The sequence below is a fragment of the Mycobacterium sp. 141 genome, assembly GCF_000382405.1.
Lineage (GTDB): Bacteria > Actinomycetota > Actinomycetes > Mycobacteriales > Mycobacteriaceae > Mycobacterium.
In genome coordinates this window covers 82,100-108,722 of sequence record NZ_KB908256.1, presented here as the reverse complement: position 1 = coordinate 108,722, position 26,623 = coordinate 82,100, and the positions used below count along the sequence as shown (strand labels likewise).

Genomic DNA, 26,623 nt, shown 5'->3' with positions numbered 1-26,623 from the left:
GGCGCCCTTCGCGGAGAGTATGGCCTTTAGGGGCTCTGGTGGACAGTGGTGTCGACCTGCGGCACCGTCACGTGCGGGCCGATCTGATCCAGCCAGTCATGGTGGCCGATGTCGGCCTGCGCTGGCCCGGCAAGACCCAAAACTGCGGCAGCCATCCCACTGGCGATGATGGTGGCAATCCCGAACTTCTTCATGATGATCCCGCTTCCTTCGTCTACTGCGGTAGCGGCCGGTCGTGTCCTCTTCGTCGCCGGTCTGCTGGTTAGAACACACGGGTCAACCAGATAATTCCGTTGGCAGAAATCAATCGTCGGCTGGCAGAAAATCCCTCAGGCCCAGCGCGATGTCAGTGCGCCGATCGCGCCCAACGCGACCGCCGCAGCCGTCGACGTACGTAGCACCGTGGGGCCCAGCCGCACCGCCCGGGCGCCGGCCGCGTTCAGTGCGACGAGCTCCTCGTCGGCGATACCGCCCTCCGGGCCGACGATCAGCATCAGCGAATCAGCTTGGGCGAGAGCCGATTCGGCGATGGGCTCGGTCGCCGACTCGTGCAATGCCAGCACGAGCGCGCCATCCGCCGCCGCAGCGGCGACACGTCGGGTCAATTCGGCCGTCGACACCACGCCGTCGACCGACGGGATGTGGGCCCGGCGGGCCTGCCGGGATGCCGAGCGAGCCACCGCCTCCCACCGACGCAGCCCCTTGTCCGCCTTGAGTCCATCCCAGCGCGCCACGCACCGGGCCGACTGCCAGGCGATGAACGCATCAGCACCGGCCTCGGTGGCGAGCTCCACGGCCAGCTCGGACCGGTCCGACTTTGGCAGGGCTTGCACGATGGTCACGTGCGGGCGCGAAGTGGCGACAACGCGTCGCTCCAGTACCCGCGCCGACAACCGGCCCTTGGCGGTGTCCTCGACGATGCAGTGCGCGAGCGTTCCGGCGCCGTCCCCGAGGTCGATCTCTTCGCCGGTCCGAATGCGCCGGACATTGGCTGCGTGGAAACCCTCGTCACCGTCCAGGAGCGCGAGCTCGCCGGGCGCGGGCAGCGCGTCGAGATAGAACAGCGCCCTGGTCACATCGGTGCCATGGCCGTCAGCGGCCGGAGAATGTCTCGCGCAGCCGGCTGAACAATCCACCGTTCCCGGCCGCCGCCGACGCCTGCGTCGAACGCACCTCGGCGGTGTCGCGGGGCCGGTTCTCCTTGAGCTTGCGCAGCAGTTCGATGTCGGTGTGGTCGAGCCGGGACGGCACCACGACGTCGATATGCGCGTGCAGGTCGCCGCGCACGCCCGAGCGCAGGTGCGGCATACCGTGTCCGCGCAGCGTGGTGACCGCACCGGGCTGGGTGCCCGCGTCGATGGCGATCTCGGTGTCGCCGTCGAGGATGTCTGCGACGCTGACCGTGGTGCCCAACGCGGCGTCGGTCATCGGGACGGACACCGTGCAGTGCAGGTCGTCACCGTCGCGAACGAAGGTGGGGTGCTGCTTTTCGTGCACCTCTACGTACAGGTCGCCGGCCGGGCCGCCACCGGGGCCGACCTCGCCCTGGGCCGCCAGCCGCACCCGCATCCCGTCGCCGACACCGGCCGGGATCTTGACGCTGATCTCGCGCCGGGAGCGCACCCGGCCGTCGCCGCCACAGCGCGTGCACGGATCCGGGATCACCTCACCGACACCGCCACACACAGGGCACGGACGCGCCGTCATCACCTGACCCAACAGTGATCGCTGCACGGTCTGGATCTCGCCGCGCCCGCCACAGGTGTCGCAGGTCACCGGGGTGGACTTGCCGTTGGTGCCCTTGCCCTGGCACAGGTCGCACAGCACCGCGGTGTCCACCGTGACCTGTTTGGTCACCCCGGTGGCGCATTCCTCCAGATCCAGGCGCATCCGCAGCAGGGAATCGGCACCGGGCCGGACCCGACCGATGGGACCGCGCGACGCGGTACCGCCGCCGAAGAATGCCTCGAAGACGTCACCGAGGCCACCGAAGCCGCTGAAGCCTCCGTTGGCAGCACCGACCGTCTCCAGGGGATCACCACCCATGTCGACGATGCGGCGCTTCTCGGGATCGCTCAGCACCTCGTAGGCCACCTGGATCTCCGTGAACCGGGCCTGGGCCTGCTCGTCGGGATTGACGTCGGGGTGCAGCTCGCGGGCCAGCCGCCGATAGGCGCGCTTGATCTCCGAATCACTCGCACCATTGCTCACTCCGAGCAAGCCGTAATAATCGCGTGCCACGCCAGACCTTTCACTGCCGCTCAGCGGCTGCCTAAGACTTCACCAATGTAGAGAGCAACCGCAGCGACATTAGCGATAGTTCCCGGATAGTCCATTCGAGTGGGCCCCACCACACCCATGCCGCCGTACACCTTGCCCGAACTGCCGTACGCGGTACTGACCACCGACGTCCCCGCCATTTGCTCGGCCTCGGTTTCGTGGCCGATGCGCACAGTGACCTTGCCGGCCTCCTGCTGCGCCGCCAACAGCCGCAACACCACGACCTGTTCTTCCAGCGCCTCCAGCACCGACCGCAGCGAGCCGCCGAAGTCGGCGGTGTTGCGGGTCAGGTTGGCGGTGCCGCCGAGCAGCAGCCGCTCCTCGACGTGCTCAACCAGCGTCTCGACCAGCACCGTGGCCGAACGCCCGACCGCGTCGGCCAGGCCGCCGCTGCCGTTAAGGTGGCTGGCCAGATCCGACACCGCAACCGATGCGGCGGTCAGCCGCTTGCCCTCCAGGGCCTGCCCCAGCATCTCCCGCAGCTTGGACAGTTCATGCTCGTCGATGGCGTCGCCGAGTTCGACGATGCGCTGGTCCACCCGGCCGGTGTCGGTGATGACCACCAGCAGCAGCCGCGCCGAGGTCAGGGCCACCACCTCGAGGTGGCGCACGGTCGAGGTGGACAACGTCGGGTACTGCACGATGGCCACCTGCCGGGTCAGCTGGGCGAGCAGGCGCACGGCCCGGCGCAGCACGTCGTCGAGGTCGACGCCGGATTCGAGGAAGTTGAGAATGGCGCGACGCTCAGACGACGACAGCGGTTTGACGTTGTCGATGCGGTCGACGAACTCGCGGTAGCCCTTCTCGGTAGGCACCCGTCCCGAGCTGGTGTGCGGTTGAGTGATGTAGCCCTCGGCCTCCAGCACCGCCATGTCATTGCGCACGGTCGCGCTGGAGACACCCAGGTTGTGGCGTTCGACGAGAGTCTTCGAACCGATGGGCTCCTTGGTGGCGACGAAGTCGGCGACGATGGCGCGCAGCACTTCGAAACGACGATCGTCGGCACTACCCACGTGTTCACCTGCCCTTCCGAGTTGCCACGGGCCTATATCGCTTGATCCATTTTACTGACCGGCGAGACCTTCACCGACCCCATAGACGATGCGTGCGGAGCAGTGCGAGGGCTAGCCTTGGCAACCATGCCGTTGGCAAGACCGCATACAGGTGGCCCGCAAGCAGGTCGGCGATGATCTTCAAACGTGTCATCGAGGGCAAGCCCTATCCCGAGCACGGATTGAGCTATCGCGACTGGTCCCGTATCCCGCCCCGGCAATTGCGGCTCGACGAGTTGGTGACCACCACCACGGTGCTCGCCCTGGATCGGTTGTTGTCGGAGGACTCGACGTTCTACGGCGACCTGTTCCCACACGCGGTCAGGTGGCACGGCGACATCTACCTGGAGGACGGCCTGCACCGTGCGGTGCGTGCCGCGCTGCGGAACCGCACCATCCTGCATGCCCGCCTGTTCGACATGGACTCGCTGCACCGCACGTCTGACTAGCGTGGCCCGTTACTCCGCCATGGCCGCGCGCAGGGTTTTCGGGCGCAGATCCGTCCAGGTCTGCTCGATATAGGCCAGGCAGTCCGACCGGCCGCTCTCACCGAAGACCACCCACCATCCGGCGGGCACGTCGGCGAACGCCGGCCAGAGGCTGTACTGGTCCTCGTCGTTCACCAGAACGAAAAACGTGCCGTTGTCGTCATCGAACGGATTGGTGCTCATCAGTGCTCCTCGTCGATCTCTCTGTGGTGGCGGCTGAGTGGGCGCCCAGGTCGGCCGCCAGCACGCGGTCCGACAGCAGCCCGAGGCAGCTCAGGTTGGGGAAACCGGGTCCCTGGTTCAGGCCCGCCAGTCCTGGCAGGAACAACTTCGGGTGCACCCCGGAGACCGCGAGATCGTCGCCGATCGACTCCTGCAGGCTCTCCGAAGTAAGCGGGCACCCCAGACCGAGCTCCAGCATGTCGAGGGCGTCCTGGGCCAGCAGCGGAACGAACCACAGTGCGTCAGCGCCCGATCCGTCGATCACGAGGTCGAATCCGTGCACGGTCTCCAGCCGTTGCGCGCCCTTGTCGCTGAGCAGCGTCAACCGGATGCGTTCATCGCGGCCGACGGCATGCGCGACGCGGCCGCGCAGATGGCGGATGCGGTCGTCGGCCAGCAGCGCCTCCTGCACCCGTGCTGAGAACACCCCACGATCGGTGCGGTTGATGGCGTCGCGGCGTTCCGACAGGGTCAGGCCCGACCAGTGGGTGGGGTCCGAATACAGCGTGTTCTCGAAGAATCCCTCGCCGCGGGTGAACAGCGTGATCTGCGGCGAGATCACGGTGATGGTTGAAACCCGGTGGCGGAACAGCTCGTTGAGCATGGTTGCCGCGGTCTCCCCGCCGCCGATCACCGCGACCCGTTCGGCGGAGATGAGTTCCTGCGCAGCGGCGCGATGCCAGAACTGGGCGATGGAAAGCACTCGCGGATTGCCCGGCAGGATGGCCGTTTCCGCCTGTCCCGGGCCGGTGACCATGACCGCGTCGGCCCGCACGGTGTCGTCATGGGTGCGCAACACCCAAGCGGTCTGGCTGTCGTCGACGCCGATCTCGGTCACCTCGCCGGACACCACGGTCATACCGATGTTGTCGGCCACCCAGTTCAGGTATTGGCTCCAGCGGCGATGGGTGGGTGCCGGACGGCCCCGATCGATCCACTCGGCGAAGTGGCCGATGTCGATCAGGTACGACTGCCAGCTGTGCCGCACCATACGTTCGTCGAGTTCGGCATTGCGACGAGGTACCAACGAGGACCGGTACGGGAAGCCGACGTCTTTTTCCGGGCTGGTGCCCAGCCGGTGCTGCCCGTCGGTCCAACCGCCGATCGCCTGCCAGTTGGCCGCGACGCCGGCACGTTCGACGACGACGACGTCGGGAGCGCTCAGGCCCATGGCCCGCAGCTCGGCGGCTTTGGCGGCCACCGCGATCGCCTTGGGGCCTGCACCGATCACGGCCAGTGTGCGCCTCGGAGTGCTCACGCGGTCACCTCTCGCAGGGCGTCCAGCCAGATCGCCTGCAGCGCAGCGATATCGGCGCCGGACAGGATGTCGGGCAGGGTGCGCCACTGGGTGCCCAGTACGGCGACCCCGCCGCGGTCGATCACCGCGGCCAAGATGGTCAGTTCGTGGCGGATCGCGACATCGGGTTCGGGCACCGGCGACACTTTCGCCGTTAGGGACCGATCCTGCTGCAGAGCGTTGTCCGCCGAGTCGAGTGCGATACGGCCCAGGTAATTCAGCAGAATCTGCGGATCCCGGTGAGCACCAAGCCGCTCGGCGGTGTCTTCCCGCAAGTGGCGGAGCAGACCGAAGTCGATCGGATCGCCGGGGATGGCGGCGACCTCGGCCGCGACGCCGCGGGCATCGTCGGCAGTCAGCCGCAGCGGATAGATCATGCTGAGCAATCCGGCGGTGTCACCGGTGTCGATATCGCGGTCTTCGTCAACGAGACCTGCCGAGAGCACGGCATCCGACCGCCCGTAGGTTTCCAGCGCGAGCAACGGCGTCGCGGTCGGTTGGCCACGGCGGCGACGCCACATCGTCAGCGTGCGGGCCGTCGTCGCAGCCAGCACCTCGGTCACCGGTACGGGTGCGCTGAGCAGACGCGCGGTGACATCCGGTTCGGCGAAGGACATCTCGACCACGACGTCGCTCATCCGATCGGTGGCCGGATCGATGCGCCGGGCACCGAGGTCAGGATCGTCGCCGTCGAACTGCCGCTCCCAGAACTCGCACGTGTCGAGTTTGAGTGCGCGGTCGGACAGCAGGCGTGACCACTGCCGCAGCGACGTGTGCTCGCGGACCGGCGTGGGCGTGCGCCCGGCCGCCAGCGCATGCCAGGCCGTCTCGAGTTCGCCGACCATGATCCGCCACGACGCAGGGTCCAGCGCCAGCACGTGCCCGGTGAGGATCAGCACACCCGAACCGGCGTCGGGATGGTGCAGCCAGACCGCGTCGAGCATCGAACCCTGTTGCGGGTCGATCCGTTCCACCGACTGCCTGGTCTGCTCGGCCACCGCGGCGGCCAGGTCGCCCGACGCCGTCGCCTCGCGGAGCACCCCCACCGTCGGGTGTGCGACGAGCGTCATGGTGTTGGGGTCCAGCCGCGTGCGCAGTACCTCGTGTCCGTCGATCACGGTGCGCAGCAACGTGTCGAGGTGGTCCCTGGTGATGCCCGGAGGCAGGCGGAACGCCTCGGTCTGCGCCAGCCGACGCGGGTCACCGTACTGATAGAGCCAACGGCCGTTGGGCAGCAACGGGATCGGACTCGAATCCTCGTCGACATCGTCGACACGGACCTCGTCGTCGTCGATCGCCGACGCGAGTTCGCGGACCGTCGAACAGTCCAGCATCAGCCGCGCTCGCATCGCGATGCCGCGGCGGCGCACCGCCTGCACCACCGACAGCGCCACGATGCTGTCCAGACCCAATTCCAGGAAGTCCGCGGTGACGTCGATGTGACCCGTGTCGAGTACGCCGGCGAGCACCTCGGCCAGCACCTTCTCGGTGTCGGTCGCCGGAGCCTCGGACCCGTCGACCCGGCTATCGGGATCAAGGGCGGCCAGCGCGGCATCGTCGACCTTGCCGTTGCCGGTCAGCGGAATCTCGTTGACGGCGATGATGTGGTGTGGCACCAGGTATCTCGGCAACCTGGCAGACAGTGCGCGGCGCAGCTCGGCGGTGGGCGCGGCGCCCGCCACGTAGGCCGTCAGGCGGGGCCCGCTGCGGTGCCGGCGCACCGCGACATGGGCGTGGTCGACATCGGGCAGCCGACTGAGCACCGCGGCGACCTCGCCCGGCTCGACCCGGAACCCGCGGATCTTGACCTGATCGTCGCCGCGGCCCAGAAACTCGATGGCCCGCGATCCCGGGCGGCGGCGCACCACGTCGCCGGTCCGGTACATGCGGGCCCCGGGATTGACGGGATCCGCGACGAAACGGGCCGCGGTCTCGCCTGGCCTGCCGGTATAACCGCGGGTGAGTTGTCCACCGGCCAGGTACAACTCACCGGTCACCCCGTCGGGAACCGGCCGCAGCCAGTGGTCGAGGATGTAGGCGACAGTCGAGTCGGTGGGGTCTCCGATGCATGGCAGGGTGTGCTCGGTGATCGCGGCGACGACCGCCTCGACCGTGGTCTCGGTGGGCCCGTAGCAGTTGTGTGCCGACATCCAGGTGCGCTCGCACTCGGAGCGGATCGCCTGCCAGGCCGCGGGATCGATGGCTTCGCCACCCAGGGCCAGCACGGCCAACGGAACCCGCGAGAGCAGCCCCGCGGCCCGCAGCTGGCTGAACATCGACGGCGTGGTGTCGATCATGTCGATCGCGTAGCGACCGATGGTGTCGACGAGAGCCTCGGCGTCGCGCTGCACGTCGTCGCCGACTATGTGCACGGTGTGCCCGTCGAGCAGGGCGACCAGCGGTTGCCAGGCCGCGTCGAAGGTGAACGACCACGCATGGGCGATGCGCAGCGGGCGGCCGAGCCGCTTCGCCGCCGGGCGCAGCACGCGACGGGCATGGTCGGCGCCATAGGCCAACAGGGCACGGTGGGTTCCGATGACGCCCTTGGGCTTTCCCGTGGTACCGGAGGTGAAGACGATGTAGGCCCCCTGGCCCGGATGCACCTGTGCCGCAGTGTGGTCGGTGGCCGGCTCGGCGCGGACCGCCGCCAGCAGGGCCTCGTCGACGACGAGCGTCGCCCCGGTCTGGCGCAGGATCTCCGCGACGCGTTCGTCGGGCATCGAGGGATCCAGCGGCACGATGAGCCCGCCGGCCTTGAGCACCGCCAACATGGCCACGACGTAGTCGGGGCCGCGCCGCAACCGGATCGGCACGGAGGTTTCGGTGCGTACACCGCGGCGGCGCAACCCGGCAGCCAGCAGGTCGGCGGCCTCGTCGAGTTGGCGGTAGCTGAGTTCGCCGCCGTCCCAACTCAATGCGATAGAACCAAGACGTGTTTCGGCGACCGTCGTGAACGTGGTGTGGAACCCGCCCGGTCGTTCGGTGCTGTCGGCCACGGCGGCGGGCCGCAACTCGTCATCGCGGGTGACGGTCACCTCACGTAGTGGACGGTCCCACAGCTGCAGGAGACGCTGAACGACCGCGAGCACCCGCTGCCCGAGCGCTTGCGGGTCGAGCAGTCCCAGTGCGCCGTCGAGTATTTCGACCAGCACTGTGAGCCTGCCGTGGGTGGGGTGGGCGGCGATGGTGACCGGGAAATGCGAGAGGCTTTCCAGGGCAGCGGGTTTCAGCACAGCGCCGTCGAGCGGGAAGTCCTCGCTTCCGACCAGTCCGCCGGGTGGGAAGTTCTCGTACACCAGCAGCGTGTCGTAGAGCTCGCCGATCTCACCGAGCGACCGCAGTTCGGTGTGGCTGAGATAGCTGTGGTCTCGCAGGTCGGCGGCTTCGCGTTGCAGCGCCAGGCACTGCTCCCCCACCGGCTGCACCGGGTCCAGCCGAACGCGCAGCGGCACGGTGTTGATGAAGAGCCCGACCATGGACTCGACGCCGGACAACTCGTCGGGACGGCCCGACACGGTGACGCCGTACACCACGTCGGTGCGGTCGGTGAACACGGACAGGATTGCTGCCCATGCCATTTGGAACAACGTGTTGACGGTGACGCCGCGGACGCGCGCGGCCGCCACGATGTCCGCCGTCTGCTGCTCGTCGAGGGTGACCTCGGTGCGTTGGGGCAGCCCCGGCAGGGTTTCTCGGCCGGATAGTGCCGGGGACAGCATGGTCGGGCCGTCCAGGCCCGCGAGGTACGACCGCCAGCGGGCCCGGCTCGTGTCCTGGTCACGTCCGGCCAGCCAGCCGATGTAGTCGCGGTACGGCCGCGGCGATGCGGGCAGTGCCGCGCTGTTCCCCTTGGCGGCGTACAGCGAGAGGAATTCGCCGACGAACACCGGCAACGACCAACCGTCGATCGTGATGTGGTGGGCCACAACGACAAGCCGCCACCGCTGTTCAGGCTTCTCGATGAGCAGAAACCGGATCAGCGGTCCGCGCCCCAGGTCGAACGGCCTGGCCCGCTCCTCGGACTCGACCGCCGCGGCCTCGGCCTCGGTGGCGGCGACGTGCCGCCACGACAGCTCGATCGCCGAGGGGACGACAGCCACCGGGCGGCTCAGGTTGCCCTGAAAGAAGCTGGCCCGCAGGTTGGGATAGCGAATCAGCATCGCCTCGGCGCAACTGCGCAGCAACTCGGCGTCGAGCTGACCGTCGACGTCGGCAGCCATCGCGATGACGTACGGATCTACGCCTTCGGCGCCGTCGGACAGCCCGGCCAGCGAGAACAGCCCCTGCTGCAGCGGGCTCAGCGCCAAGACGTCGTCGACACCCGACGGTGTTCCGGTGGCGGTCATGATGTCCCGTCCGTGTCCTTTCCCCAGCCTGCGGTCAGCGTCGCCAGCTCATCGGCAGACAGGCCCGACGCGGCCATGGGAGCGTGGTGGGTGTCGCCGGATGCCGCACTCGCGGCGCCGGTGTCGACGGCCTCGGCCAACTCGGCCAACTCCGAATGTTCGAACACCGTCCGCGCCGTCATCGACAACCCCGCGTCGCGTGCGCGTGCCGCCAATTGCACCGCGAGGATGCTGTCGCCGCCGAGGGCAAAGAAGTCGTCGTAGCGCCCGACCGTGTCGATGTCGAGCAACTCGGCCAGGAGTGCGGCGAGGGCCCGTTCGGTCTCGGTGGCGGGCGGTGCAGACGATCCCGCGCGCACCGTCGCCGTCGGTCGCGCCAACGTGTCGAGGTTGTCGACGACGTTGATGGGTACACCGGCGAATTCGGCTGGCAGCGCGGCATGTACGGCCTCGAGCAGGGCCTGCGCATCACCGCCCTGTCGCACAACGATGTACCCGGCCGGCAGTGCTCCGCTGCTTTCTGTCCAGTATCTGGTGGCTGCCGCCGCGACGCCGTCGAGCGCCTCCAGTGCGGCCTGCAGGCGGGGCTCGCCAGTGGTGACCGGTTGCAGCCGGCCGTCGGTGGTCCAGCGCGCCCGATCGCCGGTGCGATACAGCTGCCCCGCGCCGAAGGGGTTGGGCACGAACCGTTGTGCCGCTGCGGCTGTCGCGGTACGAGCAGCCTCGTCGACCGCGCCGCCTGCGAAATACACGTCGCCGATATCGCCGACGGCGACGGGTTCCCGCCATCCGTCGAGGACATAGACATGCGTCGCGCCCTCGGTCTGCGGGAGCCCCTCCGGTGGTACCGCCCGGCGGCTCCAGTCCTCGACGAGACGCCGCCGCTCGTCCAGTTCGATGACGCTGATGTCGCGCAGCGTCTGGTTGGCGTCGGTGACGAAGGCTTCGACGATGCGGTGCAGCCACTTGACGAACCGTTGCGCGGTCGCGGGTTCGTAGAGCTCGGTGCGGTAGATGACGGTGCCCTTGTACCCGGCGCCCGGCTGAGCGAAGAAGTTCAGCGACAGATCGGCATGGGCCACGTCGAACGTGGGTTCCAGTGTGGTGAAACGCGTTTCCCCGTCGGGGCCCGAATCGATGATCTGCTCGGACGGCAGGTCGTCCCGCACGTGCACGACGACACCGAACAGCGGGTTGCGCGACAGCGACCGCACCGGGCTCACCGCGTCGACGACGCGATCGAACGGCAGATCCTGATGTTGGTAGGCGGCCAACGCCATTTCGCGGGACCGGCGCAGCATCTCACGCAGGGACGGGTTGCCCGACAGGTCGTTACGAAGCACCAGGATGTTGATGAAAAACCCGATCAGCCCGTCGAGTTCGGGTACGGTGCGCCCGGCCACGGGGGTGCCCAGCGGTATATCGGTGCCTTGGCCTGCCTTGTGCAATGCGATCGCGACAGCGGTCTGCAGCAGCATGAACTCGGTGACCCCGAGCTCGCGGGTCAGCTCCACGAGCTTGTCGCGGGTCGGCGCATCGATGTGGAAATCGAACGCCCGCCCCTCGCCCGTCGGCACGGGCGGCCGTGGGAAGTCCGGCTGCAGACCGGTCTCGACGTCGTTCTCGGCCAGCCCGGCCAGCTGCCGTGTCCAATAGTCCCGCTGCGCGTCGACCGTGGCGAGCAACTCGGCCTGCCAGGCCGCAAAGTCCGCGTACTGCACAGGCAATGGCGCCAACTCCACCGGCTGTCCGGCCCGCCGCGCGTGGTATGCCGCGAGCAGATCGGTGAACAACACGGCGGCCGACCAATGGTCGGCGGCGATGTGATGCACCACCAGGGACAGCACATGCTCCTCGCCGGCAGACAGGATCGCGGCCCGGATGGGCAGTTCAGCTTCCAGATCGAAGCAGTGCTTGCGCTCGGCATCGAGTTCGCGCTGCAGCCAGCCCTCATCCTCACCCTGGGCCCGACGCACGGTCAGCGGGGCTTTCGGGTGCACGATCTGGTATGGCGCACCGTCGATTTCGCGGTAGGTGGTACGCAGGATCTCGTGCCGCTCGACGACATCGTTGACCGCGGCGATCAACAACTCGACATCGCACGGCCCACTCAGTCGCGCCGCGAACGGCACGTTGTTCACGGGGTTGGGGCCGTCGATGCGGAACTGGAACCACTGGCGTAACTGCGCGGCAGACATCTGCAGTGGCCCGTCGTGCGGCACCGCGACGATCGCAGGCCCGTCAGCACTCGTGCCGGAGGCCCGCAGCGCCTCGATGCGCGCAGCCAGCCCCGACACGGTGGTGTATTCGAAGACATCCTGAACACCGACGTCGACCCCGCAGCGGGCGCGCGCCGCGGCGACCAACTTGGTGGCCAGCAGCGAGTGACCGCCGAGGTCGAAGAACGAGTCGTCGGCGCCCACCCGGTCGCGATCGAGCAGCTCGGCGAATAGTGCCGCCACGTCGCGTTCGGTGTCTGTCGAGGGCTCCCGGAATTCGGTGGCGGACGTGATCTCCGGCTCGGGAAGCGCCCTACGGTCGATCTTGCCGTGCGCGGTGATCGGGATATCGGCGAGCTCGACATAGGCCGCCGGGATCATGAACTCGGGCAACGCCGCACTCACCCTGGCCCGGATGCGGTCGATCTCGACCCTGTCGGCACCGGATGCCGCAGTCACATAGGCGACCAGACTCTTGCCCAGCGTGGGCAGGTCGCTGACCACCACGACGGCCTGGCCGACCGACGGGTCCACGGAGATGGCCGCGGACACTTCACCGAGTTCGATGCGGAACCCGCGGATCTTGACCTGTTCGTCGGCGCGGCCGACGAACTCGATGTCACCGTCGGCGTTGCGCCGCGCCAGGTCACCCGAACGGTACATGCGACCACCGGCGTTGAACGGGTCGGCGACGAAGCGCTCGGCGGTCAGGCCCGGTCGGTGGTGGTAACCATGGGCGATATGTGTTCCGCCGATGTAGATCTCGCCGATCACGCCGGGAGCGACGGGCTGTAATGCTTCATCGAGCAGGTGGATGGTGGTGTTGATCTTCGGGGTGCCGATCGGCACGATGCGGGCACCCTGCTTGCCTTCCACCTTGTAGCGGGTGCAGTTGAGCACGGTTTCGGTCGGCCCGTAGAAGTTGTGCAGCAGCGCGTCGAATGTGGCATGGAACTTGTCGGCGATCTCGCCCGGCAGGGCTTCTCCACCGATGGGAACGCGCTGCAGCGTGCGCCATTCGTTCACTCCGGGCAACGACAGGAACAGACCGAGCAGCGACGGCACGAAGTGCATCGAGGTGATGCCCTCGTCGCGCAGCAGGTCGGTGAGATAACCGATGTCGGTCAGCCCGCCCGGCTTGGGGATGACGAGCCGGGCGCCGGCGGCGAGCATGCCGAAGATCTCGCCGATCGACACGTCGAAGCTCTGCGAGGCGACCTGCAGCAGGCGGTCGTCCTGTGACACGCCGTAGTCGCCGCCGAACCACACGAAGTACTCGGCGATGGGGCGGTGTGGTACCGGAACACCCTTGGGCAGGCCCGTGGAGCCGGATGTGTAGATCAGATACGCGGTGTTGTCCGGGGACAACGGGCGTACTCGGTCGGTGTCGGTCGGATCGGCGCACGGCTGGTTCTCCAGCCCGGTGACCGGTTCGCGCAGCACGATTTTCGGGTCGGAGTCGGCAAGGATGTAGTTGAGCCGGTCCTCGGGATAGGTCGGATCCACCGGTAGGTACACCGCGCCGGCTTTGACGATGCCGAGTGCGGTGATGACGAGTTCGGGAGATTTCTCCAGCAGGACCGCCACCCGGTCCTCAGTGCCGATGCCCTGTCCGATGAGCCAGTGCGCCAGCCGGTTCGCCGACTCGTTGAGCTCGCGGTAGCTGTAGTGCCTGCCTTCGTACACCACCGCGGTCACGTCGGGTGTGCGCGCGGCCTGCTCGGCCACCAGGTCCGTCAATGTGGTTGCCGGAGTGTGGAATTGCTCGCCGGTGCTGGCGTTGCGGATCCATTCGGCGTCTTCGGGAGTGAACAGGTCCAGCCGGGACAGCGGCATGTGCGGATCGTCGAGTGCGTGCTCGAGCAGCACCGCGAAGTGACGCAGCATCTGAGCCGCCAGCGGGGCGTCGACGACCTCGGTGAGATGTTCGGCCTCGACGACGACATCGCCGGTACCGGTGGAATCCCATTCGACCATGAAGCCCAGCGGCAGCTGGGTGTGCTGGCCGCGTAGCTCACCGCGCCGACACGTCACCCCCTCGGGGTGGAACCCGCCACCGTCGGGTTCGCGAAAACCGAAGCTCAGCCTCGTCATACGTTCGACGCCGTGACGTCGGTCGGGGTTCAGTTCGCGCACCACGCGGTCGAGGTTCACCCGCTGATGGGCGAAGGCCCCCAGCGCGGTGTCGCGGGTCGCGGTGACCAGGTCGTGAAACCCGGTAACCGGACTGACCCGCATCCGCATCGCCACGGTGTTGCCGTAGTAGCCGATGGTCTCGTCGGACTCGCGGTTGAGTACCGGTGTGGCGACCAGGAAGTCGTCGGTGTGGGTGTAGCGCTTGATCAGGGCGCCGAAAGCAGCCAGCAACACCATGAAAGGGGTCGCCCCGGTGTCACGCGCGAACCCCGACACCTTCTCGACGGTATCGGGCGACAGTGTCAACGTGGTGCGCTGGGAGCGGAAGCTGGTCGGTATGGCCGAACCCGCGGGGCCGGGCAGCTCCAACGGCTCTGGCGGATCAGCCAGGACCTGGCGCCAGTAGGCGACGTCCTCGTCGGCCTCTGCCGCTCGAAGCGCCGGATTGCCGTACACCCGAGGCGTTTCGGGCAGTTCGGCTCCGGCATAAGCGCGCGTGAGATCGGTGAAGAACACCCGCCACGACCCGTCGTCCCAGGCGATGTGGTGCGCGACGAGCAGCATGACGTGTTCGGCCGTGCCGGTCTTGATCAGCGTGACGCGCAATGGCGAGTCCGAGCCCAGATCGAACGGGGTGCCGAACTCCCGCTGTGCGAGCACCTCGAGCCGCAATTGGCGCGCCCGCTCGGACTTCTCGGAGAGGTCGTGTGTCGTCCACGCCGGGGCCAGGTCGTCGTGCACGGTGGCCCGTGGTTCGCCGTTCTCGTCGGCGGCGAAGGTGGTCCGCAGGATCGGGTGTCGCCGGGCGACTGCATTCACCGCGTCGTGCAGTGTCTCGGCATCGATCTCTCCGCTGAGCCGGTAGGACAGGCAGACATTGAGCAGCACCCCGCTGGGGTCGAAGCCCTGCACGAACCACATCCGGCGTTGCCCGTCGGTCAGTACACCGGGATCGACGGTGGTGCGGTCGGGCCCGGCAGCCAGACCGCGTTCGGCAAGCTTGCGCCGCATCAGTTCCAGCCGCGCGTCGGAGGTTCGAGGTGCGTCTGCGATGTCAGTCACGCGAAAGTGTTTCCTTTTCAGATCTGTCGAGGTGCTCGATCAGCTCGATGGCGGTGAGGGCACCGATGAGGGCGCTCCAGCCGGACACGCCAAACCTGCGATGGTCAGTTGTGCATCCGTCGCGTTGCCGGTCACGACGCCGAGGCGGTGCCGAGTGCGGACAACACGTCGGCGTCGTCCATCTCGGCAACTTCCAGGTACAGCTCTGCCACCTGCTCGAGCCGGCCGCTGTCGGCCTCCCGCGCGGCCAGCCGGACCGCCAGCGCCTCCACCGTTCTGGTGGCGAAGATGTCGGGCACCATCACCGTCGGAGTGTCCAACCAATCCCGGATACGGGCGACGGCCGCGGTGGCCAGCACCGAATCACCTCCCAGCTCGAAGAAGTCCTCGTCCACGCCCACCTCACCGGTGCCCAGCAGTTCGGCCATGATGCGGGCCAATGCCTTCTCCACCGCGGTCGAGGCGTGCTGCACCTGAGTGCGGTCTCCGCCGCCGATCGCCTCGCTGAGCAGTTCGACCACGGCGCGTCGATCAGTCTTTCCGCCCGTGGTGAACGGAATCTGCTCGATGAGCTCGAAATGCCGCGGAACCATATGTGCGGGAAGGAATTCCGCGAGGCCCGCGCGAAGCTCGGCAACGGTGACATTCCCCGCCGCTGCGCTCGCCCCGGCCGCCTCAGCGTCGAGTCCGACGACTGCGGCCAGCATCTCACCGCCTGCGACGGGCATGACCGCGGCCACGGCGGCATGCACGCCGGGCAACCGCTGCAGCGCTGCCTCGACATCGCCGAGTTCGATGCGGTAACCACTGATCTTGACGCGGTGGTCGGCACGACCGACGAATTCCAGTGTGCCGTCGGGCCAGTAGCGGGCGAGGTCGCCGCTGCGGTACCAGATGCGACCGAGATAGGGAACGAACCGCTCGGACGTCAGGTCTGGCCTCCCCCGGTAACCGCGCGCGATACCGCGACCGGTGAACCACAACTCGCCTGGCACCCAGTCGGGACAGTCCTCCCCTGCAGCGTTGACGACGCGGCAGGCGTTGTTCGCGAACGGCTTGCCGTACGGCACCGCGGCCCACTCGTCCGGCAATTCGCCTGCCTCGAAAAGCGTGGCGTGGATCGCGGTTTCGGTGGCCCCACCCAGACCGGTCAGCCGCACTCCCGGCGCCAGGGCCTGCAGCTTGCGCACCATCGTGGTGCGTACCCAGTCACCCCCGGTCGGTACCGCACGCACCGACGGCAGCATCGTGTTGGTGGACGTGGCGGTCTCGACCAGCATCTCCAACGCCCCGGGCAGGAAGTTGAGCACCGTGACACCGTGGGTGTTGATCTGCTCGACCCAGTGATCCGGATTGCGCCGGTCGGCCTCGTCGACCACCACGATCGTGGCACCCGCGGCGAGTGCACCGAACACGTCGAGCACCGACAGGTCGGATTCCAGGTGCGTGAGCGCCAGGACACTGTCATCCGGTCCGACGCCGAAGTGCCCGTTGAGCGTCTCGACGGTGTTCATCGCGGCGTCGTGGGTGACCTCGACACCCTTGGGCTCACCGGTGGATCCCGACGTGAACAGAATGTAGGCCAGTTCATTGGGATCGGTTGCAACAGGCTGGATCTGGTCGGCACGCGCGCCGACGCGAAGAGCTTCTGCGATGGTCAGCGCCGGCAGCCAGGTCGGCGGCCCGTCGCCGCAGAACAAGGCCATGCGGACATCGCCAGCCTTCAACATCCGCTCGGCGCGCTCGGCGGGCTGGTCGACGCCGACAGGCACGTAGACGGCACCGGCGGTCAGGATCGCCAACAACGCGGTGATCTGATCGGGGCCCTTGGGACCCATCACCGCAACACTCTCGCCGGTTCGGATGCCTGCGACCCGCAGTGCCGCGGCGACGGTGAGCACCTGCTCCCGCAGTTGCGCATAGGTGAGCCGGCCGGTGGATCCGACGACCGCGACCGCGTCGGGCCGCACGGTGGCCTGGGCGAAGAAACCCTGGTGCAGCACATGGCCACTCGGGGCAGCTGTCTTCGTGTTGATCGCATCGCGCACCGCGCGTTGCGATTCCGGCAACAGCGGTGGTGACGGCGCCTCCCAGGCGGTGTCGTCAGTCGCCAGCCTGCGCAATTCGTCGATGTGGCGTTCGAACATGGCGTCGATGACACCGGGCCGGAAAGCGTGCTCCCGTACATCCCAGTTCACCAGGACACCACCGTCGAACTCGGTGACCTGCGCGTCGAGAAGCACCTGTGGTCCCTGCGAATTGATCCACACCGGTTTGCCGAAGGCCTCGGTCACCTCACGGGCGAAGAGCTCACCGAGTCCGAGCGCACTGGTGTAGACCACGGGCGCCAGCACCTGGGTGCCGCGGTGGCGGCCGAGATCGCGCAGCACCGACAACCCGGGGTAGCCCGCATGTCCGGCCGCGGCATGGAAGGTGTCCTGCACCGCCCTGGCGCGGTCGGTAGCCGTCCCGGTGCCGTCGAGGTCGACGCCCAGTAGAAGCGACGACGTGAAGTCGCCCACGAGCTTGTCCACGTCGGCATGACGCTGCTCGCGGCCGAAGAGCGGCACGTTGAGCAGGAACCGGGACTCGGCCGACCAGCCAGCCAAGGCATCGGCGAACGAGGCGGCCAGCGCCATCGCCGGGGTGATGCCGCGGCGGCGGGCCCCAGCGTAGAGCGCATCGCGGGTGGCCGGATCCAGCCAATGATGGCGGCGCGTGGTGCGGTGCGGGTCAGCCTGCTCGGTCGGCGGCACCAATGGCAGACGAGGCGGATCAGGCAACTCGGCGATCCGCTCTGCCCACCACTGCCGGTCGGCCTCGTCGGCGGCTTCTGGTGCCGCCAAACGATATTCGCGGTAGGTGTAGCCCAAGGCCGGCAGGTGCTCACCTCGATAGAGCGCTGCCAGGTCGGCCATCAGGGTGCGGTAGCTCATGGCGTCGGCGGCCTGCATGTCGAGATCGACGTGCAATCGTGTTGCGTCGCCGGGCAACAACGTCAAGGTCAGCTCGAAGACCTCGTCGTTGAGCTGCTGATGGGATTTGGTCCGGCGGATGGCCGCTAAGCGCTCCCCGACCTGCTCGGGTGCGGCCGCGCGCAGATCTTCGATGGTGACCGGATACTGCCGTGCGGGCTCGGCGATGCGCTGCGTACCGTCGGGCAGGAACTGCACCCGTAACATCGGGTGCCGTTCGGCCAGCGCCATGGCAGCGCGCTGCAACCGGTCGGGATCGATTCCCTCGCCGTCGAATTCGACGTAGAGATGCCCGGCCACACCACCGAGTTGCTGATCGCCCTCGCGTCCCACCCACATGGCGTGCTGCATCGGCGCCAGCGGAAAGGGTTCATGCGCGTCCTGCGGCGTGGATGGCGAATCATGCTGCACGGCGGTGGTATTCGGGTTGCGTCGGGACACCAGCTCGGCCCACGCCGCTACGGTCGGCGTGGCCGCGAGTGCGGCGAAGTCGACATCGATGCCGGCCCGGCGCCAGCGGCCGGCCAACGACATCATTCGGATGGAGTCAAGCCCCTGTCCTATCAGGTCAGCATCCGGATCGACGGCATCGCTGCCGACACCGAGAAGGTCGGCAACGGTCTCCCGAATACGCTGCGGGTCCGCGACGGCGAGATTGCTCACCATGACCTCCGACTGACTCCCGACGATTTAGTTCAGGCTGCCCTAACTTTGTGGAGGCTACCCTATATTCGAGTGACCGAACACGCCTACCCCGAGGTGCCTCGACGTGACTCCGACCACTGGTCAGCCATCCGAATCCGCAGGTCAATCGACATTGCGCCAAGGTTTTGCCGCATTTCCGGCCGACCGCGCGCAGGCGTACCGAGCAGCCGGCTATTGGGCTGATCGGCGCCTGGATTCAGTCCTCCGACAGGCCGCCGAGCAGTGGCCGGACCGGGTTGCGATCACCGATTCCGCCGGAACACACACATTCGCCGAACTCGACGCACTCGCCGACCGGGCTGCGACCGGGATCGCCGGCGTCGGCATCCGCCCAGGTGACCGGGTCTTGTTTCAACTCCCCAATTCCGGCGAGTTCGCGATCGCACTGTTCGGGCTGTTGCGCGCCGGGGCCGTACCGGTGATGTGCCTGCCCGGGCACCGGTTGGCCGAGCTCACCCACTTCGCCGAGGTGAGCGGTGCGGTCGCGCTGCTCATCGCCGACACGGCAAACGGGTTCGACTACCGCGCGATGGCCACCAAACTGCTGGCCACGCACCCAACCGTACGACACGTGCTGGTCCACGGGGACCTGCCGGAGCACAGGGACGGCTTCCTGTCCTGGACAGCGGTGGCGCGCGAAACGACCGGGCCCGTCCCGCAGATCGACCCCGACCTGGCCGGCCCGGCGCTGCTGTTGGTGTCCGGCGGGACAACAGGAGCTCCGAAACTCATCCCGCGCACGCACCAGGACTATGTGTACAACTGCACCGCCAGCGCCCAACTGTGCGGACTGGACCCCGACGACGTCTACCTGGTGGCCTTGCCCGCCGCGCACAACTTCCCCCTGGCCTGTCCAGGCCTGCTCGGCGCGCTCAGCGTAGGCGCCACGACGGTGTTCACCGCGGATCCGAGCCCGGAGGCCGCGTTCGCCGCGATCGACGCCCACGGCGTCACCGTCACCGCCCTGGTGCCCGCCCTGGCGAAGCTCTGGGCGCAGGCCTGCGATTGGGAACCGCTGGCGCCGAAGTCGTTGCGCCTGCTGCAGGTCGGCGGCGCCAAGCTGGGCGCCGAGGATGCCCGACTGGTCCGATCAGCACTGACACCCGGGCTGCAGCAGGTGTTCGGAATGGCCGAAGGTTTGCTGAACTACACCCGCATCGGAGATTCGGTCGACATCCTGGAGGCCACCCAGGGCAGGCCGCTGTGCCCCGCCGACGAGGTGCGCGTCGTCGACGAGGACGGGCACGCCGTAGCGCCGGGAGAAGAGGGTGAGCTGCTGGTGCGCGGGCCCTACACGATCAACGGGTACTTCAACGCCGAGGCCGCCAACCAGCGCTCGTTCACACCGGACGGCTTCTACCGCAGTGGCGACCGAGTGCGGCGGTTCGGCGACGGCCCGCTCGCGGGCTACCTGACGGTGACCGGGCGCGTCAAAGACGTCATCGTGCGCGGCGGTGAGAACGTCTCGGCCCTGGACCTGGAGGAGCACCTGCTCACCCATCCCGCCGTCTGGTCAGCCGCCGCAGTCCCGCTCCCCGACGACTACCTGGGCGAGAAGATCTGCGCGGCAGTGGTTTTCACCGGATCTCCGGTGACACTTGCCGAGTTGCACAGTCACCTCGAGGAGCGCGGCGTGGCGTCACATGCCCGGCCCGATGTGCTGGTGCCGATGACGGCTCTGCCCACCACCGCCGTCGGCAAGATCGACAAGAAGGCGATCTTGGCGCAGCTGGCCGCGGGCTGAGCTCCCATCGGCCCAGAAGGGAACGCGAGACTCAGGCGCGCGGTACCAGGTACGGCGCCAGGGTGGTCAGCTTCTCGCAGGTCTCCTCGAACTCACGGTCGGGGCTGGATTCGGCGATGATGCCTGCACCCGCGCGCAGCCAGGTGCGGCCTTCGGACTCGTAGGCAGATCGCAGCGTCAGAGCTGCGTCCATGGCCCCGTCGGCCGAGAAGGTGACCACCGCGCCGGAGTACAGTCCGCGCGGCCCCTCATCGAGACGCAGGATCGCGTCGACGCTTTCGGCCTTGGGGATGCCCGACGCGGTGACGGCGGGAAACAGCGCTTCCAGGGCGTCCATCCGGTCCATCGAGCGGTGCAACCGGCCCCCGACAGTCGACCCGAGGTGCTGCACGCTTCCGCGCTCGCGCACCGTCATGAAATCCAGCACCACCGCGGTGCCTGGTTCGGCCACCTCGGTGATCTCCCGCACCGAAGTACGCACCGAAATGGCATGCTCGACGATCTCTTTCGGGTCGGACTCCAGATCGTCGCGGGCTGCGCGGTCTTGGTCGGCACCGAGGCCGAAGGCACGCGTACCGGCCAGCGGTTCGGTCAGCACGGTGCCGTCGGCACGCACCGCCGCGACCAGCTCCGGGCTGTAACCGAGGGCCCGAATCCCGCCGAGATTCAGCAGGAACGATCGCGCGGGGGTGTTGTGATGCCGCCCCACGCGATAGGTGGCCGGGAAGTCGACGAGGAACGGCACGTCAAGCTGTCGCGACAGGATGACCTTCTGGTAGCGGCCGCCGACGATCTCGTCGATGGCGGTGGCGACGCGGCCGCGATACCCGGCAGTGTCCTTGCTGACGTCGACGGCAGTCGCGGCCGGAAGGTCCCCCAGTCCTTCGCGGAGCACCCGGCGCAGCGCTTCGATGTGCCGTTGGTCAGCGCCGATCAGTCGAACCTCGTCGGCAGTGATTACGAATTGCGTACGCGGCCAAAGGATCCGGGCCAGTGGAGTACCGGGCGCCAGCTGCTGTTGCAGCCCGAACCGGTAGGTGCCGAACTCGAAGGCCACCCAGCCGAACAGCCGGTCGGTTTCCAGCAGCATCCGGTCGACCGCCTCGCCCAGGGCGGCGCCGGGCCGGCCGGCCCACGCCTGCCGGCGCACGACCCCATCCTGGATCAGCCGCAACTCGTCGGAGTCGAGTTCGATGACGGCGTGCACCCCGACTGCCAACGTCCACTCGCCGTCGCGCTCGTACCCGACGTAGTCCTCGCCGTCGTGTTCGGGAAGCACGCGGGCCAGCTCGGCGACCAGGTCGATGGGATTCACGTCGGGCGGCATCGAGAGCGCGGTCGCGTCGGCGCCTGCAGAAGTCTCGGCATTTGTTGAGCTCACTTCAACACTGACCTTCGACACGAAAGTAAATGTAGCCTAACCTTTCTTTAGCGGGTCGACTACACGGCCGTAACCATCGAACGCCACCGTGATTCGTGCTATGCGAGCAAAGCGCGCACCGCGCCGTCGGCCAGCAGCCGGCCCTGATCGGTCAGCACCAGCCGCTCACCGGAGTTCGTGATCAGCCCGTCGTCGATCAGGCCGGGCACCCGCGATTGCTCATCGTCATCCAGCAGCGCGAGCTCCAAACCGTCCCGCAGTCGCAGCCGCAACATGACGTCCTCGGTGTGGCGGGCATATGCGTCGAGATCCTCGAAATCGGCGATCGGCAGCTCGCCACCGGCCAGGGCTTCGGCATACGCGTTGGGGTGCTTGACGTTCCACCACCGGGTCGCGCCCAGGAACCCGTGGGCTCCAGGGCCCGCCCCCCACCATTCGCCGCCCTGCCAATAACCGAGGTTGTGCCGGCACTCGCCCCCGGGCCGACTCCAGTTCGACACCTCGTACCACTGGAAGCCCGCGGCAGCGAGGTGCCCGTCGAGCAGCTCGTAACGCTGCGCCAGCACGTCGTCGTCGGGCGCGGCGACCTGCCCCTTGCGCACCCGCCGAGCCAGCGCCGTGCCGTCCTCGACCACCAGCGCATACGCAGAGACATGGTCGACGCCGACGTGCACCGCGGCGTCGACGGAGCGGCGCAGATCGTCGTCGGACTCCCCCGGTGTGCCGTAGATCAGGTCGAGATTGACGTGGTCGAAACCGGCGCTGCGCGCCTCGGCCGCGGCGGCCAGCGCCCGCCCCGGCGAGTGAGTGCGGTCGAGCACCGCCAGCACATGGGGGACCACCGACTGCATGCCCAGCGACACTCGTGTGTAGCCGGCCTGCCGCAGCGTCCCGAAAAACTCCGGTGAGGTCGATTCCGGGTTGGCCTCGGTGGTTACCTCGGCATCCGGGGCCAGCGTGAAGTTGTTCCGCACGGCGTCGAGCACTGCGGCCAGCCCGCCGCTCCCGAGCATCGACGGGGTGCCACCGCCGACGAACACCGTCTGCACCGGCACGGCGCCGACCCGGGCCGCCGCCAACGCCAGCTCGATACGCAGCGCGGCCAGCCAGCCGTCCGGGCTGGCGCCACCCAGCTCGGCGGCCGTATAGGTGTTGAAGTCGCAGTATCCGCAGCGCGTGGCGCAGAACGGGACGTGGATGTAGATGCCGAACGGCCGGCCCGGCACGGCAGCCAGATCGGGCTGGCCAATAGGCAGGGTGCGCGTGGGCATGTATTGATTTTCCCAGACTGTCCAGCGCCGACTTTTGCTCACCGTGAGCGCAAATCTGCCCCGGTTAGGGCCGGTGGCGACAATCGTGGCACAATAGCGGGCGTGACTGTCGCCCGTAACAACAGCATCAGCGTTCCGCTGGTGGCTCGGCGGCATGTCGACTTCAAGCGCGTTTGTAGCTGTTGCTGTCTGTCTTGACCGCGCGTTGATTTCGGACCCTGCCCGCTCTATACGTCCAGCTGGCCACCGGATCTGCGCCGCCGGACAGCCCAGCCGGTGATAGCGCGATCCCACAGGCCGGCTCCCACCCGAGGAGCCTCCATGACCGAGGTACAAGACAAGCCCCGCCCCACCAAGAAGCCGCGCGACGAAGGCCAGTGGGCGCTGGGCAGCCGCGACCCCCTGAACCCCAACGAGGCGTTCAAGCAGGAGGACGACGCGCTCAACGTGCGGACCCGCATCATCGATGCCTACTCCAAGCAGGGGTTCGACTCCATCGCCAAGGACGACCTGCGTGGCCGGTTCCGCTGGATGGGTCTCTACACCCAGCGCACCGAGGGCTACGACGGCACCTGGACCGGCGACGACAACGCCGACCTGTTGGAAGCCAAGTACTTCATGATGCGCGTGCGCACCGACGGCAAGGCGCTCTCAGCGCAGGCCGTGCGGACCCTCGGGCAGATCTCGGTCGATTTCGCCCGGGACAGCGCCGACATCACCGACCGGGAGAACCTGCAATACCACTGGCTGCAGATCGAGAACGTCCCGGAAGCCTGGCGGCGCCTGGACGAGGTCGGCCTGCAGACGATGGAAGCCTGCGGCGACTGCCCGCGCGGCATGCTGGGCTCCCCGCTGGCCGGCGATTCACTGGTCGAGGTGCTGGATCCGACTCCGGCGCTGCGTGAGATCGAGCAGCGCTACATCGGCAACCCGGAGTTCTCCAACCTGCCCCGCAAGTTCAAGACCGCCGTCTCCGGTCTGCAGGACGTCGCGCACGAGATCAACGACGTGTCATTCATCGGCGTCAACCACCCGGAGCACGGCCCCGGTCTGGACCTGTGGGTCGGCGGCGGGCTGTCGACCAACCCGATGCTGGCACAGCGCCTCGGCGTATGGGTGCCGCTCGAGGAGGTCGCCGAGACGTGGGCGGGCGTGATCGGGATCTTCCGCGACTACGGCTACCGCCGACTGCGCTCGAAGGCGCGGCTGAAGTTCCTGGTCAAGGATTGGGGCGTAGAAAAATTCCGGGAAGTTCTCGAAACGGAATACCTCAAGCGTCCCCTCATCGACGGGCCTGCGCCTGAGCAGGTGCCGCATACCGTCGACCACGTCGGCGTGCAGAAGATCAAGAACGGCCTCAACGCGGTGGGTGTCTCGGCGATCGCCGGGCGCGTCTCGGGCACGATCCTGACCAAGGTCGCCGATCTCATGGAGGCCGCCGGCGCGGACCGCGCCCGCCTGACCGCATACCAGAAGCTGATCATCCTCGACGTTCCCGACGACAAGGTCGACGCGCTGCGCGCCGGCCTGGACGAGCTCGGTCTGCAGTCACAGCCATCGCACTGGCGCCAGAATCTGATGGCATGCACCGGCATCGAGTACTGCAAGCTGAGCTTCGCCGACACCCGTGGTCGCGCTCAACACTTGGTTCCGGAACTGGAGGCCCGGCTCGGCGACGTCAATGCGGAACTGGACGTGCCGGTCACGGTTAATATCAACGGCTGCCCCAACTCCTGCGCGCGCATCCAGGTCGCCGATATCGGCTTCAAGGGCCAGATGGTCGACGACGGCAACGGGCCCGAGGAGGGCTTCCAGGTGCACTTGGGCGGCAGCCTGGGCCTCGACAGCGGTTTCGGGCGCAAACTGCGCCAGCACAAAGTGCTGGCCACCGATCTCGGCGACTACATTGAGCGGGTCACCCGCAACTTCATCAAGCTCCGCAACGAGGGCGAACGCTTCGCCCAGTGGGCCGTGCGGGCCGACGAGGCGGATTTGCGGTGACAGGGTTGGCGACCACGGAGTCGGAGCTGCGGGAGTTGGCGGAGCGCGGTGCGGCCGAACTGGCCGACGCCAGTGCCGAAGAGCTGCTGCGCTGGACGGACGAGCACTTCGGCGGCAAGTATGTGGTGGCGTCCAACATGCAGGATGCTGTGCTGGTCGAGATGGCGGCCAAGGTTCGCCCCGGCGTCGATGTGTTGTTCCTCGACACCGGCTACCACTTCGCCGAGACCATCGGTACCCGCGACGCCGTCGAGCAGGTATACGGCGTGAATGTGGTCAACGTGTATCCCGAGCACACCGTCGCCGAGCAGAACGAACTCCTCGGCACAGATCTGTTCGCCCGCAACGCCGGCGAGTGCTGCCGGTTGCGCAAGGTCGAGCCGCTGAGCAAGGCGCTGGCGGGGTATTCGGCGTGGGTCACCGGTATCCGCCGGGTGGAGGCCCCGACGCGGGCCAACGCCCCGCTGATCAGCTGGGACAACGCATTCGGTCTGGTGAAGATCAATCCGATCGCGGCATGGAGCGACGAGGAGATGCAGGCCTATGTCGAGGCCAACGGCATCCTGGTCAATCCCCTTGTCTACGAGGGCTATCCGTCCATCGGGTGCGCTCCGTGCACCAGCAAGCCCGCCGCGGGCGCCGACCCGCGCAGCGGCCGCTGGGCGGGACAGACCAAGACGGAATGCGGGCTGCACGCCTCGTGACTTCGCTGGTGCTGACCGCACACGGCAGCGCGGATCCGCGATCGTCGGCCAATGCCCATGCGATCGCGGGACATCTGCGGCGCCTGCTGCCGGATACCGCGGTCCAGGTGGCGTTCTGCGAACAGAACACCCCGAATCTGATCGACGTGCTGGCCGACGCCGCGGCCGGTTCGGTCGTGGTGCCACTGCTGCTGGCCAGTGCCTATCACGCTCGTACCGACATTCCCGCGCTGATCGCCGACTCCGGGGCCGAAGTCATCCAGGCCGACGTTCTCGGTGACGATCCCCGCCTGTTGCAGGTGATGCGGGAGCGGTTGAGCGCACTGGGGGTTTCCCGGTTCGACAGCGAACTCGGCGTGGTGTTTACCAGTGTGGGTTCGTCACACCCGGCGGCCAACGCGCGTACCGCCGCCCTGGCACAAACCCTCTTCGAGGGCACCCGCTGGGCCGGTGTGCAGGTGGCCTTCGCGACCGGCCAAACCCCGACGCCGGCCGATGCCGTCGAGTTGTTGCGCGCCCGCGGCGCGCAACGCCTGGTGATCGCGCCATGGTTCCTCGCGCACGGCAGGATCACCGATCGAGTGGCCGAATTCGCCTGTGCAGCAGGGATTCCGATGACTGAGCCGCTGGGGGCACACCGACTGGTGGCCGCCACCGTGCTGGACCGTTACGAAGAAGCAATGGCCGCACGCAACGCCGGCTTCGCCGCCTGACCTGATTTCGCCGTACAGGGTCGTAAA

At 67.8% G+C, this 26,623-nt stretch carries 17 protein-coding genes; 6 read left to right on the top strand and 11 right to left on the bottom strand.

The window, feature by feature from the left end:
- Positions 1 to 26 precede the first annotated feature (26 nt).
- From H276_RS24465 to hrcA, 4 genes are all read right to left on the bottom strand, one after another.
- Positions 27 to 194: a hypothetical protein gene (locus H276_RS24465; RefSeq protein ID WP_019969870.1), complete on the bottom strand. Its 168-nt coding sequence runs from the start codon at positions 192 to 194 to the stop codon at positions 27 to 29.
- Positions 195 to 329: 135 nt separating this feature from the next.
- Positions 330 to 1,076, bottom strand: coding sequence for a 16S rRNA (uracil(1498)-N(3))-methyltransferase (locus H276_RS0103240; protein WP_019969869.1), 747 nt, complete (start codon positions 1,074 to 1,076; stop codon positions 330 to 332).
- Between the two features lie 16 nt (positions 1,077 to 1,092).
- Positions 1,093 to 2,241: a molecular chaperone DnaJ gene (gene dnaJ, locus H276_RS0103235; RefSeq protein ID WP_019969868.1), complete on the bottom strand. Its 1,149-nt coding sequence runs from the start codon at positions 2,239 to 2,241 to the stop codon at positions 1,093 to 1,095.
- A 20-nt stretch (positions 2,242 to 2,261) separates the two neighbouring features.
- On the bottom strand, positions 2,262 to 3,293 hold the full coding sequence (gene hrcA / locus H276_RS0103230; protein WP_019969867.1) for a heat-inducible transcriptional repressor HrcA: 1,032 nt from the start codon (positions 3,291 to 3,293) through the stop codon (positions 2,262 to 2,264).
- A 173-nt stretch (positions 3,294 to 3,466) separates the two neighbouring features.
- Here hrcA and H276_RS0103225 point away from each other — a divergent pair, with 173 nt between their 5' ends.
- Entirely contained in the window at positions 3,467 to 3,781 is a 315-nt protein-coding gene (locus tag H276_RS0103225; RefSeq protein ID WP_019969866.1) for a type II toxin-antitoxin system VapB family antitoxin, read from the top strand.
- 9 nt (positions 3,782 to 3,790) lie between these two features.
- Here the strand turns inward: H276_RS0103225 and H276_RS0103220 are convergent, their stop codons facing one another.
- The 5 genes from H276_RS0103220 to H276_RS0103195 all read right to left on the bottom strand — a co-directional run bounded on the left by H276_RS0103220 (position 3,791) and on the right by H276_RS0103195 (position 18,743).
- On the bottom strand, positions 3,791 to 4,003 hold the full coding sequence (locus tag H276_RS0103220; protein WP_019969865.1) for an MbtH family protein: 213 nt from the start codon (positions 4,001 to 4,003) through the stop codon (positions 3,791 to 3,793).
- Entirely contained in the window at positions 3,981 to 5,300 is a 1,320-nt protein-coding gene (gene mbtG / locus H276_RS0103215) for an NADPH-dependent L-lysine N(6)-monooxygenase MbtG (RefSeq protein ID WP_019969864.1), read from the bottom strand. The genes H276_RS0103220 and mbtG overlap by 23 nt, the downstream gene beginning before the upstream one ends.
- A complete protein-coding gene (locus tag H276_RS0103210) occupies positions 5,297 to 9,685 on the bottom strand; it encodes a non-ribosomal peptide synthetase (RefSeq protein ID WP_019969863.1) in 4,389 nt (1,462 codons plus the stop codon). The genes mbtG and H276_RS0103210 overlap by 4 nt, the downstream gene beginning before the upstream one ends.
- Positions 9,682 to 15,102, bottom strand: a complete 5,421-nt coding sequence (locus H276_RS0103205; RefSeq protein ID WP_019969862.1) for a non-ribosomal peptide synthetase — start codon at positions 15,100 to 15,102, stop codon at positions 9,682 to 9,684. Before H276_RS0103205 ends, H276_RS0103210 begins: the two co-directional genes overlap by 4 nt.
- Positions 15,103 to 15,233: 131 nt before the next feature.
- The gene (locus H276_RS0103195) at positions 15,234 to 18,743 is read right to left on the bottom strand and encodes a non-ribosomal peptide synthetase (protein WP_019969860.1); all 3,510 of its coding nucleotides are present in this window, start codon (positions 18,741 to 18,743) and stop codon (positions 15,234 to 15,236) included.
- A 103-nt stretch (positions 18,744 to 18,846) separates the two neighbouring features.
- On the opposite strand from H276_RS0103195, the gene H276_RS0103190 reads away from it, so the two are divergent.
- Positions 18,847 to 20,526, top strand: a complete 1,680-nt coding sequence (locus tag H276_RS0103190) for a (2,3-dihydroxybenzoyl)adenylate synthase (protein WP_026356536.1) — start codon at positions 18,847 to 18,849, stop codon at positions 20,524 to 20,526.
- 31 nt (positions 20,527 to 20,557) lie between these two features.
- Here the strand turns inward: H276_RS0103190 and H276_RS0103185 are convergent, their stop codons facing one another.
- A complete protein-coding gene (locus H276_RS0103185) occupies positions 20,558 to 21,853 on the bottom strand; it encodes a salicylate synthase (RefSeq protein WP_369758400.1) in 1,296 nt (431 codons plus the stop codon).
- A 152-nt stretch (positions 21,854 to 22,005) separates the two neighbouring features.
- Positions 22,006 to 23,178: a radical SAM family heme chaperone HemW gene (gene hemW, locus H276_RS0103180; RefSeq protein WP_019969857.1), complete on the bottom strand. Its 1,173-nt coding sequence runs from the start codon at positions 23,176 to 23,178 to the stop codon at positions 22,006 to 22,008.
- On the opposite strand from hemW, the gene H276_RS25590 reads away from it, so the two are divergent.
- The 4 genes from H276_RS25590 (at position 23,101) to H276_RS0103165 (ending at position 26,596) form a co-directional block, all read left to right on the top strand.
- On the top strand, positions 23,101 to 23,376 hold the full coding sequence (locus tag H276_RS25590) for an Ms4527A family Cys-rich leader peptide (protein WP_369758391.1): 276 nt from the start codon (positions 23,101 to 23,103) through the stop codon (positions 23,374 to 23,376). The genes hemW and H276_RS25590 overlap by 78 nt on opposite strands.
- 123 nt (positions 23,377 to 23,499) lie before the next feature.
- Complete coding sequence (locus H276_RS0103175; RefSeq protein WP_019969856.1) at positions 23,500 to 25,179, top strand: nitrite/sulfite reductase; 1,680 nt, start codon at positions 23,500 to 23,502, stop codon at positions 25,177 to 25,179.
- Positions 25,176 to 25,883, top strand: a complete 708-nt coding sequence (locus H276_RS0103170; RefSeq protein ID WP_019969855.1) for a phosphoadenylyl-sulfate reductase — start codon at positions 25,176 to 25,178, stop codon at positions 25,881 to 25,883. Before H276_RS0103175 ends, H276_RS0103170 begins: the two co-directional genes overlap by 4 nt.
- Positions 25,862 to 26,596: a sirohydrochlorin chelatase gene (locus tag H276_RS0103165; protein ID WP_019969854.1), complete on the top strand. Its 735-nt coding sequence runs from the start codon at positions 25,862 to 25,864 to the stop codon at positions 26,594 to 26,596. Before H276_RS0103170 ends, H276_RS0103165 begins: the two co-directional genes overlap by 22 nt.
- The last annotated feature ends 27 nt before the right edge of the window (positions 26,597 to 26,623 follow it).

Bases quoted from the DNA above. Each gene is read 5' to 3' on its own strand.
- H276_RS24465 (WP_019969870.1), bottom strand. From the start codon at position 194: ATGAAGAAGTTCGGGATTGCCACCATCATCGCCAGTGGGATGGCTGCC.
- H276_RS0103225 (WP_019969866.1), top strand. From the start codon at position 3,467: ATGATCTTCAAACGTGTCATCGAGGGCAAGCCCTATCCCGAGCACGGA.
- H276_RS0103220 (WP_019969865.1), bottom strand. From the start codon at position 4,003: ATGAGCACCAATCCGTTCGATGACGACAACGGCACGTTTTTCGTTCTG.
- H276_RS0103210 (WP_019969863.1), bottom strand. From the start codon at position 9,685: ATGACCGCCACCGGAACACCGTCGGGTGTCGACGACGTCTTGGCGCTG.
- H276_RS0103195 (WP_019969860.1), bottom strand. From the start codon at position 18,743: ATGGTGAGCAATCTCGCCGTCGCGGACCCGCAGCGTATTCGGGAGACC.
- H276_RS0103185 (WP_369758400.1), bottom strand. From the start codon at position 21,853: ATGCCGCCCGACGTGAATCCCATCGACCTGGTCGCCGAGCTGGCCCGC.
- hemW (WP_019969857.1), bottom strand. From the start codon at position 23,178: ATGCCCACGCGCACCCTGCCTATTGGCCAGCCCGATCTGGCTGCCGTG.
- H276_RS0103175 (WP_019969856.1), top strand. From the start codon at position 23,500: ATGACCGAGGTACAAGACAAGCCCCGCCCCACCAAGAAGCCGCGCGAC.
- H276_RS0103165 (WP_019969854.1), top strand. From the start codon at position 25,862: ATGCGGGCTGCACGCCTCGTGACTTCGCTGGTGCTGACCGCACACGGC.